At 72.0% G+C, this 12698-nt stretch carries 9 protein-coding genes; 6 read left to right on the top strand and 3 right to left on the bottom strand.

Annotation, left to right across the window (positions count from 1 at the left end; translation table 11 throughout):
- Positions 1-4: 4 nt before the first annotated feature.
- From KV102_RS07370 to KV102_RS07360, 3 genes are all read right to left on the bottom strand, one after another.
- On the bottom strand, positions 5-2671 hold the full coding sequence (locus tag KV102_RS07370; RefSeq protein ID WP_220345763.1) for an FtsX-like permease family protein: 2667 nt from the start codon (positions 2669-2671) through the stop codon (positions 5-7).
- Complete coding sequence (locus KV102_RS07365) at positions 2668-5073, bottom strand: hypothetical protein (protein ID WP_220345762.1); 2406 nt, start codon at positions 5071-5073, stop codon at positions 2668-2670. Before KV102_RS07365 ends, KV102_RS07370 begins: the two co-directional genes overlap by 4 nt.
- A gap of 129 nt (positions 5074-5202) precedes the next feature.
- Entirely contained in the window at positions 5203-5985 is a 783-nt protein-coding gene (locus KV102_RS07360) for an IclR family transcriptional regulator (protein ID WP_220345761.1), read from the bottom strand.
- Positions 5986-6152: 167 nt separating this feature from the next.
- Here KV102_RS07360 and KV102_RS07355 point away from each other — a divergent pair, with 167 nt between their 5' ends.
- From KV102_RS07355 to KV102_RS07330, 6 genes are read left to right on the top strand one after another with little or no spacing between them, the layout of a single operon-like run.
- Positions 6153-7613, top strand: a complete 1461-nt coding sequence (locus KV102_RS07355) for a benzaldehyde dehydrogenase (RefSeq protein ID WP_220345760.1) — start codon at positions 6153-6155, stop codon at positions 7611-7613.
- A 29-nt stretch (positions 7614-7642) separates the two neighbouring features.
- Positions 7643-8590 carry an ABC transporter substrate-binding protein gene (locus KV102_RS07350; protein WP_220345759.1) on the top strand — a complete coding sequence of 316 codons (948 nt, stop codon included), beginning with the start codon at positions 7643-7645 and terminating at the stop codon, positions 8588-8590.
- Positions 8587-9429, top strand: coding sequence for an ABC transporter permease (locus tag KV102_RS07345; protein ID WP_220345758.1), 843 nt, complete (start codon positions 8587-8589; stop codon positions 9427-9429). The genes KV102_RS07350 and KV102_RS07345 overlap by 4 nt, the downstream gene beginning before the upstream one ends.
- Positions 9426-10199 carry an ABC transporter permease gene (locus tag KV102_RS07340; RefSeq protein ID WP_220345757.1) on the top strand — a complete coding sequence of 258 codons (774 nt, stop codon included), beginning with the start codon at positions 9426-9428 and terminating at the stop codon, positions 10197-10199. The genes KV102_RS07345 and KV102_RS07340 overlap by 4 nt, the downstream gene beginning before the upstream one ends.
- Positions 10189-11031 carry an ABC transporter ATP-binding protein gene (locus KV102_RS07335; protein ID WP_220342931.1) on the top strand — a complete coding sequence of 281 codons (843 nt, stop codon included), beginning with the start codon at positions 10189-10191 and terminating at the stop codon, positions 11029-11031. The genes KV102_RS07340 and KV102_RS07335 overlap by 11 nt, the downstream gene beginning before the upstream one ends.
- Entirely contained in the window at positions 11028-12644 is a 1617-nt protein-coding gene (locus KV102_RS07330; protein WP_220342927.1) for a thiamine pyrophosphate-dependent enzyme, read from the top strand. Before KV102_RS07335 ends, KV102_RS07330 begins: the two co-directional genes overlap by 4 nt.
- The last annotated feature ends 54 nt before the right edge of the window (positions 12645-12698 follow it).

Raw genomic sequence — 12698 nt, 5'->3', positions numbered from 1 at the left:
TCGATCACTCTCCCATCATCCTGAGCGAGCTGGTCAGCTCCCTGCGCGCGGATCCTTCGGCGGCGAGGAGCGCCCCGGCGACGGTGACGAGCAGAGCGCCCACCGCGACGAGGGCCAACCAGAGCACCGGGAACGTCGTCGGCGGCCGCGCGTCGCCGCCGGTGAAAGGGTGCAGGTCGATGGCGCCCAGGAGGAGCAGCGGCAGCACGACGCCCACTACCGCACCGACCGCTCCTGCGACGACGACGAGCAGACCGACCTCCCACAGGGGAAGCACCCGGGCGCGTCGCGCGGCGAGGCCGAGCGCGCGCACCACCGCGAGGTCACGCGTGCGGGAGGCGGCACCGGCCACCAGGGCCATGACGACCGTCACGCCCACGAGCAGGGCTGCCATCGCGGCAGCTACCCCGGCGACCACGTCGACACCAGCGACGACCGGGTTCTCCGCGAGGACCGTCTCCTCCCTGGCGGGCGTCGTGACCGTGGCGTCGGGGAACAGCCTCGCGGCCCGACGCGCGAGCGCGGGCGGTGGCGCGCCGGTCGTCGAGGAGAGAACGGAGAGGACCGGATCGTACTCGGGGCGCTCGTCGCCCAGGGCATCACGGTCGGCGAGGACCCAGAGCTGGTCGGGGACACCGGCCAGGCGCGCGGGCCCGACGGCCACGACGCGGGACGGGACACGGTCGACGGTGACGTCTCGCTCTCCCTCGAGGCTGTCGGCGAGCGCCTGGGACACGACGACCGGCACGCGACCGTCGATCGGAGCCGCCAGTCGATCGACACCCGGGACGGCCCCGGGCACGTCGCGCTGGACGTCCTCGAGCGCGAGGGCGTCGGTGAGAACGCGCGTCGCGTAGGCAGTCGTGCCCGACCGCACGCTCACGTCCGACCCGTCCGTCAAGGTCACCGAGGCCCGCACGTCGGCGAGTCGCGAGAGCTCTGCCACCCTCTCCGGGTCGAGCGAGGATCCGGAGACCCGGAGGTCTGCACCGGCAGCCTCGGCTGCGGTCGCCGCGCGTCCAGCGTCGAGGGTGGCGACGGCGCACCCGGCGAAGGTCGCCGCACCGAGCGCGGCGACGAGGGAGACGACTGCAGCCGGCGAGACCCGGTCGTCTCGGGTGCGCGCGGCACCGAGGAGCCCGACCAGTCCCGTACGCCGCCGCTGCACCGCGGCGACCCGCCGCGCGAGCATCGGGAGCAGGCGCCGCGCCAGCACCGCGCCGGCCAGGCAGACGAGGACTGGCGCGGCGATCAGGAGGGGGTCGACACCACCCGTCTGCGTCCCGAGTCCTCGCTGGGAGACGGCGACCACGGAGGCCACGGCGAGGAGGATCACGGCCAGCTCGACTGCTACCCGCGGCACTCGGGGACCGCGCTCGCCGGCCGGGGTCGCGGCCAGCGCAGCGGTGACTGCGGGGAGCAGACCGCAGAGGACAGCCGGCCACCACGGGACGGCACCGTGTACCGCAGCAGCGACGGCTGCGCCGAGCGCCGCCGCCGGCAGGCCGACGATCAGCCCAACGACGGCGCCTGCGGCGGCCAGCTGGGTCGCGGAGGCGCCGCGGGCCCGGGCGAGGGCGAGCAGCGTGCCGCTGCGTGAGCGGACCAGACCGGTCGAGAGCACCAGCACGCACAGCGCCGCAGCAACAGGGGCTGACGCGAGGAGTGCGGTCAACGAGGTCAACGACACCGCAGTGTCGTCGGCCTCACGGAGCACACCGGTGGTGTTCGTCGAGAACGTGGCAATTCCGGCCGGGACCCGCATGAACCCCTCGCCCGGAACCTCGACCTCGCTCTCCGGGGCGAGCTCGACCGCCGTCCGGGTGAAGGCGGAGAGCTCGTCGACCAGCGCCGCGCCCTCGGCGGCGGTGAGGCGCTCTGGTGTCGCGGGGTACCAGAGCTTCAGTGCCGTGTGACTGCGCTCCACGGAGGCAGGCCCGGTGCCGTGGAGGTTCTCCGCCGAGACCCACCCGGCTGCCGCCACCGTCCAACGGCCGCCAGTGGTGGTGACCACCGGGGCGATCCCCCCGGAGATCTGGCGCCAGAACGGACCCTGTGGCGCGACCGCTTCGTAGGTGCCGCTGAGCCGGTAGCGCCGGTCCGGAAGGCCACCGCCCGTCAGCACCCGTACGTCGCCGACCCTCCAGCGCGCCTCCTCGGCGGCCGCACGCGTGAGGATGAGGTCGGCCGTGGCCCGTTCACCGGCCGGCGGTCGAGGCAAGGTTCCCTCGACCATCGTCACGTGCCTCGGCAGATCGGGCGAGAGGGTCAAGTTCACGTAGCAGTCCGGCAGCATCGGGCCGCCAATCTTCTCCGCCGTCTTCCGCGTCGACGCCGTCAGGGTGAATGCCGCGGGCTCGGTGACCGACCGCAGGAGCGGCGGCAGCTCGGCGCGGGTCTTTTCCAAGCGATCGCGCAGACCACGCCAGTCGTCGGCGACCAGCTCCGGCGGTGGCGTGATCTGCTGCTCGTCGACCAGGTCGCGCGCGGCCGGCGAAATCTCCACGAGCGCGTGGCGCTGGGCGTCGGTCAGGAGGTTCGCGAGCGCCACCGGCGCCGCGGACGCGAAGAACGCGAGCACCACGACCACGGTCGCGGTCAGGGCGAGCACTCCGCGGAGAGCGACCACGTAGCGGAGGAGGAGCCGCGCGACACCCGATCGTCTGTTCACACGTCCTCCTTGCGCAGGAGGTCGTCGGCGTCACCGCGCGCCACGACCACGCCCGCGAGGGTGATGACGATCGCCGCGGCGGCGAGCAGCACGAGCGACGCTGCCAGGACGGGCCCGTCAAGCGCGACGACACGCCCGAGGTCCGGCGCCGTCTCCGGGACGAGGGCGCGGGAGAGGACGGGCACCAGGACGGCCACCAGGAGCACCGCGCCGGCCACGCCCGCGACCAGGCCCGCTGCCATCGCCACCGCGCTCTCACCGAGCCGTGCGCGGCCCCGCACGGCTCGGGTCGCCCCGAGCGCACCGAGGACGGCCGACTCGGCGCGACTCCCACGCACACTGCCGAGCACGACCGCCGCGAGCCCGATCGCCCCCAGGAGCGCGACCCCCACAGCAGCCCAGCGCCATGCCGTCTGCGCCGCTCCGGGCGACAGCTCGCCCTGGCCGGAGCGAGCCCGCACCACGGTCACCGGGCGGTCGGCCACCGACGGCACGGCCCGGGCGGTCGCCAGCGGATCGCCGCTCGACAGGAGCAGGGTGTTGACGGTGAGGAGGGCCTCGGGCTTCGACAACGACGTCTGGACCGCCGTCCTGCTGGCCACCATCCCCTCCCCGGTGGGAAGACCGGACAAGGACCGCGCGATCCGACGTACGACCGCTGGGAACGTCGCGGCCACGTCCGGGACGAGCACCTCCAGGCGGTCACCGACCACGACGTCGAGATCCGACGCGAGCCCGCCGGTGATCGCGATCGGGACGGCGCCGGCCACGACGCCGTCACCATCCTCACCACCGTCGACCGCCAACAGCGTGGTCTTGAGATCGGCCACCCCCACTGGCGTCTCGACGGCGCCGCGGACGCGGTCGACGGCGGGCAGCCCGGCGTACGGACCAAGGTCGACCTGAGGACTCTGCCGGCCATCGACGACCCGCTCGGCTCCGACGGAGACCCGGACGTCGTCACCGGTCTGCATCTCACGAGTCCGATCCACGACGGCACCTGCCGACGCGGAGGCGACCGCGGACGCGGCCGCCGTACCGACGACCAGAGCCACGAGCGTCAAGGTCGCGGCAGTCGCGCGCGACCGACCTCCGGCCCTACGGAGCGCGAGCACGAGCGCCAGACCGTTGCTCGCGCGCGCAGCGACCCGTGCGGCGGCTCCGAGGAGCGGCCGGGTCAGCAGGACGGTGACGACGGCTGCGGCAACCAGCACCAGTGCCGGCGCGAGAACCGTCAGCCCGTCGACACGAACGGCGCCCGACGACGACTCGAGCACGACGTCCCCGAGCCAGGCGGCGCGCGCCGTCAGGAGGATGCCGGCACCGGCGAGGAGGATCGCGACGACCAGAGCCACCGGGGCGGTGCCCGAGCGCCCGACGACTGCCGGAGGCCAGGCGCGTGCGATGGCGAGTGCCGTCGGGACGACGACCGCGACCGCCAGGACGTACGGCGATGGTGGGCCGAGCGCCGCCGAGCACGCCACGAGCCCGAGCGCCGAGCCCAACGCCCCGATGATCGCGACGTCACCGCCGTGCCACGCGATCACCTGGCCCGGGGACGCGCCCCTGGCCACGACCAGCATGGCCTCCGTGCTCCGAGCCGCGCGCACCGCGCCGGCGACGTGCCACATCACGAGGGTCCCGACGACGCCGACGAGCACCAGCGCGACCCGTCTCACCGCGTTGACGGAGGACTCGGCGCGCGCGATCTCGCGGACCCGGTCGGCGAGGCTGCCGTCGAGGGCCGCCCCAGCATCGTCGGCCTCCTCCACGAAGGCACGCAGTGCTGACGTCAACCGGTCGAGGTCGCTGCCCCCGACCGACGACGGGACCGTGAGCGTCCACGTGGACGTACGGTAGTCAGGGAGCCGCACCAGCGTCGCCGCCGAGAGGACGACCGGCCCGACCGCCCCGGCGTCGGAGCCGGAGGCGACTCCCGGATCGCCGAACCACCGCGGATCCGTCGGGTCGTCGGCCGCCCAGGTCCCCACGACGAGGACGCTCACGGGCCCGAGGTCCAGCGTGTCACCGGGCGAGACGCGCAGTCGCTCGGCGGCGGCCGTCGTCAGCGTCGCCTCGCTGTCCGACACCGCCCAGCGCCCGGAGGTCAACGACGCGAGGCCGACCAGCTCGCGACGTTCTTCGACCAGGAACGACCGTCGGCCGACGACGATGTCGTCGGCGCGGGTGCTCGCTGTGACGACGAGCCCGGACGCCTCCGCGCGGCGGGCGAGGCGCTCGGCGGCACGGACCTCCTCGTCCATCCGCGTCGTGGCGGTGACCCGCAGGGCAGCGCTCCGAGGAGGGAGGTCTGCGAGGGCACGCGCGACGTCGTGGTCGAGCTGGTCTGCCGTGCTGGTCGCCAGTCCTGCCACGAGGGCGGCGAACACGGCGCTGGTCACGGCGAAGGCAACGAGAATCCCGGCATGGGCGCGAGAACGGCGCCACGTCAGGCCAGGATTCACCACGACTTCCCTCCGGTCGGGCGACAGCGTAGGGCACGGCGGGGTCTTCGATGTCGGCCTCGGCGATCACATCCCGGCCATCCGCAGGTCGTGCTCGATCTGCCGCGTCGCCTCCAGGAGCTCCGGCAGGAGCCTCTCCACGTCGTCCTCGGCGTCGCGCTGACCGGCGCTCACCGAGACGTTCGCCGCCGCGATGGTGCGTCCGCGGGGGTCGCGCACGGGCGCCGCCATGGAGCGGAGCCCGAGCTCGAGCTCCTGGTCGACCAGTGCCCAGCCCTGCTCGCGAACGACGTCGAGCTCGGCGCGCAGCTGTGCCGCCGAGGAAACGGTGCGCGGCGTGAGCCGTTCGAACGTCATCTCGGCGAGCACCCCGTCAAGCTCGCTGGGCTCGAGACCGGCGAGGAGCACCCGCCCCATCGAGGTCGCGTACGCCGGGAAACGGGTGCCGACGCTGATGGCGACGGCCATGATCCGGCGGGTAGGGACGCGGGCGACGTAGACGATGTCAGCCCCGTCCAGGACCGACACCGACGACGACTCGTGGACGCGGTCGGTGAACGCCTTGAGGTGAGGCGTGGCGATGTCGGGCAGCGTGCTGCTGGAGAGGTAGGCGTAGCCGAGATCGAGGACGCGCGGACGCAGCCAGAACTCGCGTCCGTCGGTGGCGGTGTATCCGAGCGAGACCAGCGTGTGCAAGAACCTGCGGGCCGTCGCGCGGGTCAGGCCGGTCTGTCGGGCCACCTCGGCGAGGGTCATGCGCGGGTGGTCGGCGTCGAAGGCCCGGATGACCGCGAGCCCTCGTTGCAAGGACTGGACCGACTCCACCGGTCGGCCGTCGTCAGTCGTCACGGTTGGCACCCTATTCCGTCGTCGAGACCCCCACACGCGCTGCGGCGGTCGGCGACCTCTTCCGTTGACCTGTGATGAGCGTCATAGTAGGTTCGTATGCTGGACAAGCGTTCGCTTAGCGAACGCGCCGGGACAGCGACTGACCTTAGCACCGAGAGGACGAGGCTTTGCTGGACACATCGGTCTGGAGCGGACGGATCTCCCTCGGGGGAGACTGGGTGGAGGCATCGGGGGGCGCGACCTACACGGTGGTCGAGCCCGCGACCGGCGAGAGTCTCGGTCAGGTCGGCAAGGCGAGCCCCGACGACGTACGCCGGGCTGCACAGCACGCCACCGAGGCGCAGCGCAGCTGGGCGGCGACCCCTCACTCCGAGCGTGCCGCCGTGCTCCGCAGGGCGGGCGACCTGTGGCACGCCCACGCCGAGGAGGTGATGGGCTGGAACGTCCGCGAGGTCGGCGCCGTCCCCGGCATGGCCGGGTTCTCCCTCGACGTGGCAGCAGCGGAGTGCTTCGAGGCGGCCGCGCTCCCGTCGTACGCCGCCGGCAAGGTACTCGCCACCGACCAGCCGCGTCTCTCGATCTCCCAGCGGGTCCCGGCGGGCGTCGTCGGCGTGATCTCCCCGTTCAACGTCCCCCTCATCCTCAGCATCCGGGCCGTCGCCCCGGCGCTCGCGCTCGGCAACGCCGTCATCCTCAAGCCCGACCCGCGCTCGGCGGTGACCGGCGGTGTGACGATCGTGCGGATCTTCGAGGAGGCTGGCCTCCCCGCCGGTGTCCTCCAGCTGCTGCCCGGCGGCGCCGAGGTGGGCGAGGCGCTCACCACCGACCCCGACGTCCGGGTCATCGCGTTCACCGGGTCGACACCCGCCGGTCGCAAGGTGGGCGAGGCCGCGGGGCGTCACCTCAAGCGCGCCCACCTCGAGCTCGGTGGCAACTCCGCCTTCCTGGTCCTCGAAGACGCCGACGTCGACCAGGCGGTGAACCTCGCCGCCTGGGGCGCCTTCTTCCACCAGGGCCAGATCTGCATGACGGTCGGGCGGCACCTCGTCCACGACAGCCTGTACGACGCGTACGTCGAGAAGCTCGCCGCGAAGGCCGACCAGCTGCCCGTCGGCAACCCGGCCACCGACGACGTGGCGCTCGGGCCGATCATCGACGAGGCGCAGCGCGACAAGATCCACGCCCTCGTCACAGGGAGCCAGCAGGCGGGAGCACGCCTGGTCGCCGGCGGGACGTACGACGGGCTGTTCTACCGCCCCACCGTGCTCGCCGACTCGCCGGTCGACGCGCCTGCGTACGCCGAGGAGGTCTTCGGGCCCGTCGCGTCGGTGGTCAGGTTCTCCGACCTCGACGAAGCGGTGAAGCTGGCCACGGCCGGCGACTACGGGCTCTCGCTCGGGATCGTCACCCGCGACGCCATGCGCGGTCTGGAGCTCGCGGCCCGCATCCCGTCGGGCATCGTCCACGTCAACGACCAGACGGTGAACGACGAGGCCAACGCACCGTTCGGCGGACTGGGGGTCTCCGGCACCGGCTCGAGGCACGGCGGCGCCGAGGCCAACATCGACGCGTTCACCGAGACCCGCTGGATCACGCTCCGCAGCGAACCCCCGACGTTCCCCTTCTGACCTTCAGCCCCACCCCCGAGAGGAATCACATGCGCCCCACGACCAAGGCCGCCGCGGTCTTAGCGTCGCTCGTCCTGCTGACCGCCTGCGGAGGCGACGACGACGCCGGTGCCGACGGCCCGGACGAGGTCACGGTCGGGGTCATCCCGATCGTCGACACCGCGCCGATCTGGCTCGGCAAGGAGAAGGGCTTCTTCGAGGACGAGGGCATCGACCTCGAGATCGAGACCACGACCGGCGGCGCCGCGGCCGTGCCCGGGGTCGTCAGCGGTGACTTCGACTTCGCCTTCGGCAACGTGGTGTCGCTGATGGTGGGAGCCGACCAGGGACTCCCGCTGACCTTCGTCACCAACGGCACGTCGTCGGCCGGAGTGGAGCCCGACTTCGGCGCGGTGCTGGTGCCCGGCGACTCGCCGGTCAAGACGCCGAAGGACCTCGCGGGCAAGACCGTCTCGGTCAACAACCTCAAGAACATCGGCGACACCACCATCCGTGCCGCGATCGAGACCGACGGCGGCGACCCCGAGGACGTCAAGTTCGTCGAAGTGCCCTTCCCCGAAGCCCCTGCAGCGCTCGCCAACGATCAGGTCGACGCGATCTGGGTGCTCGAGCCGTTCATGTCCGCCGCGCTGGCCGACGGGGCGCGGGCGGTCACCTACAACTACCTCGACATGTCGCCCGAGCTCGACATCGCCGGCTACTTCACCACCACCGAGTACGCCGGAAAGAACAATGACCTGGTCGAGCGCTTCAGCCGCGCCATGAACAAGTCGCTGGACTACGCCGGCGACAACGACCAGGAGGTGCGCGACATCGTCGGCACCTACACCGAGATCGACGAGCCGACTCGCGCCAAGATGGTCCTGCCTGTCTTCCGCTCGGAGTTCGACGAGGCGTCGATGGAGAAGCTCGGCACCGCCGCCGTGAAGTACGGGACTCTCAAGAACGAGCCTGACCTGGACGCCCTGCTTCCATGACGTCGGTCACCGCGTCCCCGTCCGCCGACACGTCCGCGCCCCCGCGTCGCGCCGGCGGACGGGGCGCCCCACTCTCCTCGGCAGCGCTCGGGCTGCTCGGCATTGTCGGGTTCCTCGTGACCTGGGAGCTCGTGGTGCGCTCCGGGCTGGTCGAGGAGCGCTTCCTCCCGACCGCGTCGACCGTCCTCAGCGAGCTGGGCAGCCTCGCGGGCACCAGCGACTTCTGGGCGTCGGTCCGAGAGACCGTGACGACCTGGGCGATCGGTCTGGCCATCTCGGCGGCCGCCGGCGTGGCGCTCGGCCTGGTCATCGGCCAGAGCCGGTTCCTACGCCGCGCCACGAACTCGACGATCGAGTTCCTGCGTCCCATCCCGTCGGTGGCGCTGATCCCGCTCGCCTCTCTTCTGTACGGCACCTCGATGCAGTCCACCCTGCTGCTGGTCCTCTACGCGTCCTTCTGGCAGGTGCTCATCCAGGTCCTCTACGGCGTCGGCGACGTGGATCCCGTGGCCTCGGACACCGCACGCAGCTACGGCCTCGGATGGGCCGCACGCGTCCGCTACCTCGTCTGGCCGTCGGCTCTGCCGTACGTGATGACGGGCCTGCGTCTCGGTGCGGCCGTCGCCCTCATCCTCACGATCACCGGTGAGCTCATCATCGGAGGAGGTGGGCTCGGCACCGCGATCGCGCTCGCGAACTCCGGCGGCGCCACGGCCCAGATGTACGCCCTCATCCTCATGACCGGGTTCATCGGTGTCGCCATCAACCTCGTCGCACGCCTCGTCGAGCGGCGCGCCCTTCGCTGGCACGTCTCGGTCCGACGGGAGGAGGTCGCATGAGGATCCTCACCCGCGTCGCCTACGTGCTCGGGCTCCCGGTCGTGCTCGTCCTGCTGTGGTGGGTGCTGACCATCGACTCAACCAACTTCTTCGTCCCCAAGCCGGGCGAGCTGGCCGCCACGTTCGTCGACACCTGGATCGGCCCTCGGTTCCGCGAGGACGTCCTCCCGAGCGTCGCCCGCTTCACCGTCGGGACGCTGCTCGCGATCGTCCTCGGCGTCGCCGCGGGCCTGCTGATCGGCTCGGTGCGGTGGTTGCGGTCGCTGCTCGAGCCGATGCTCGAGTTCTTCCGCGCCCTCCCGCCGCCGGTCCTCGTTCCGGTCCTGATGCTGCTCATCGGCGTCGACAACCGTATGAAGGTGCTGGTCATCGTCTTCGGCGCGATCTGGCCCGTCCTGCTCAACACCGTCGAAGGCGTACGCGCCGTCGACCCGGTCCTCGTCGACACCGCCCGGACGTACGGGCTCACCCGGCTCACGCGCCTGCGGACGCTCGTGCTCCCCAGCGCTGCGCCGCAGATCGCGGCCGGGGTGCGGCAGGCGCTCTCTATCGGCCTGATCCTCATGGTGATCTCCGAGATGTTCGCCTCGTCGTCAGGGCTCGGCTTCACGATCGTGGTGTTCCAGCGGTCGTTCGCGGTCGTCGAGATGTGGAGCGGCATCGTTCTGCTCGGCCTGATCGGGGTGGCGGTCTCGATCGTCTTCCAGGCGTGCGAGCGCCGGGTCCTCCATTGGTACTACGGCCAGAAAGAGGTGCAGCATGGAAGGTGACAGCGTCACGGTCCAGAACGCGTCGCGCGACGGTGTCGACGCCCCCGTCGTGCTGTCGGTCCAGGGTCTCCAGAAGATCTACACGGCCGACTCCGGCGACGTGGAGGCGGTGCGCGACCTGACCTTCGAGCTGCGACAGGGCGAGCTGGTCTGCCTGGTCGGACCGTCCGGATGCGGCAAGACGACGCTCCTGCGCTGCATCGCGGGGCTGCTGGAGCCGACCGCCGGCACGGTGCTCCTCGACGGCGCCGTCGTCACCGCCCCTCCGAAGAAGATGGCGGTCGTGTTCCAGGAGTACGGGCGCAGCCTGTTCGCCTGGATGACGGTCCGCCAGAACGTCGAGCTGCCGCTGAAGAACGCGGGCATGCCCAAGGCCGAGCGCCGGAAGGTCGTCTCGACGGCCCTGCACGCGGTAGGCCTGGAGCACGCCGAGACGTCCTACCCGTGGCAGCTCTCGGGCGGGATGCAGCAGCGGGTGGCGATCGCGCGGGCGGTCGCGTACGAGCCTGAGGTCCTGCTGATGGACGAGCCGTTCGCCGCGGTCGACGCCCAGACCCGCGCGGACCTGGAGGACCTGATCCGTCGCGTCTGGAAGGACCTCGGCATCACCGTCCTCTTCGTCACCCACGACATCGACGAGTCGGTCTATCTCGGTGAGCGGGTGCTGATCCTCTCCAACTCGCCGACCGTGGTGCAGGAGGACCTGACCATCGACCTCCCGGCCGAGCGTGACCAGCTCGCAACCCGGTCTATGCCGAGGTTCACCGAGCTCCGCACGCACGTCTATGCCGAGATCCAGAAGGCGAAACGGGGCTCGGGAGCAGACGCATGACGGCGGACGTCCGCACCGCCACGTTCGACGTCCTGCGGCGTCATGCCATGACGACCATCTTCTCCAACCCGGGGTCGACGGAGGTCCCGTTCCTCGTCGACCTGCCCGACGACCTCCGGTTCGTGCTCGCACTCCACGAGGGGTCGGTCGTCGGGATTGCGTCGGGGTGGGCGATCGCCACGCGCGAACCGGCCCTCGTGCTGCTGCACACCACGGCCGGGCTGGGCAACAGCGTCGGGGCGATCGCCACCGCGAGGGTGAACCACGCGCCGCTCGTGGTCGTCGTCGGACAGCAGGACCGGCGCCACCTGGCACTCGAACCGTTCCTGGCCGGGAGGCTGGACAGCCTCGCCGGCGACTACCCGCTCGACATGCTGAATCCGGTGCGTCCGCAGGACGTCCCGTCGGCGATCGACCGTGCGGCACACCGTGCACGCCGTGACCAGGGACCGGTCGTGGTGGTTGTGCCGATGGACGACTGGAGCACCCCGTACGACCCTCAGGACCTGTCCGCTGCGCGGGTGGTCCGTACGCCCGCGCCGGAGGGCGTCGACGTCGGCGACCTGGCGCGGCTGGTCGGCCGTGCCGAGCGACCGGCGGTGGTCGCCGGGTCCGGCAACGACAGCCGGACCGGCTGGGACGCGTTGACGGCGCTCGCGGAGCGGCTCGAGGCACCGGTCTGGCAGGAGCCGTTCGGGGCACGGGCCGGGTTCCCGCAGGACCACCGTCTCTTCGCCGGTCACCTTCCCGCCGACCGGCCCCGGGTCCGCGCGGCCCTCGGCAACGCCGACGTGGTGCTGATCGTGGGCTGCGCTGCGCTCCGCCAGTACCCGTGGGCGGAGGGCCCGCTCGTCCCTCCGGGCGCCACGGTCGTGGTCGTGACAGCCGATCCCGAAGAGGCGTACCGGTCACCGGTCGAGCTTGCCGTGGTCGCCGACCCCACCGTGGTCGTCCGCGCGCTCCTCGAGGCACTCGGCCCTCGTCCTGCCGAGCTCTCCGAGCGGTCGTGTCGTCCTGACCCGCCGAAGCCCGAGCGGCCGACGGGCCTGGTCGAGAGCGGACGGCTCCGGTCCGCGGACGTCTTCGAGGTCCTCGCCGACGTTCTCCCCCGCGACACGGTCCTCCTCGAGGAGTCACCGTCGTCGCGCCCGTTGCTGCAGGCGATGGTCCCCGCTCGGGAGCCGCTCGGGTTCGTGTCGGCGGCGATGGGTGGGCTCGGGTTCGCCATGCCGGCCGCCATCGGCGTCAAGATGGCGGTCCCGCAGCGGCCGGTCGTGGCGGTGGTGGGTGACGGGTCAGCGATGTACGCGGTGCAGTCGCTGTGGACGGCTTCGCACCTCGACGTCGGCGTGCTGTGGATCGTGATGGCCAACGGCGGCTACGCGGTGATGGACCGGCTCGCCGAGCGCGCTTCCGGCAAGCCGCCGTGGCCGTCGTTCCTCGAGGTGTCGGTCGGTCGGATCGCCGAGGCACTGGGCTGCGACGTCGTCCATGTCGACGACATCGAGACGCTCACGCACATCCTGACCGATGCCGCCTCGCGCCTCACCGAGCCCGGACGGCCCCTTCTCGTGGAGGTCGCCGTCGCCCCCGACACGAGCTTCGCGCCCTAGCCGCGCGACACCGACCGAGCGTGCCCGCTTCGCGCCCGTCCCCCGGGGAGGCGA

Source organism: Mumia sp. zg.B53 (assembly GCF_019550935.1).
Taxonomy (GTDB): Bacteria; Actinomycetota; Actinomycetes; order Propionibacteriales; family Nocardioidaceae; genus Mumia.
Note: the sequence above shows the minus strand (reverse complement) of the source record. Positions and strands in the feature narration are given on the sequence as shown.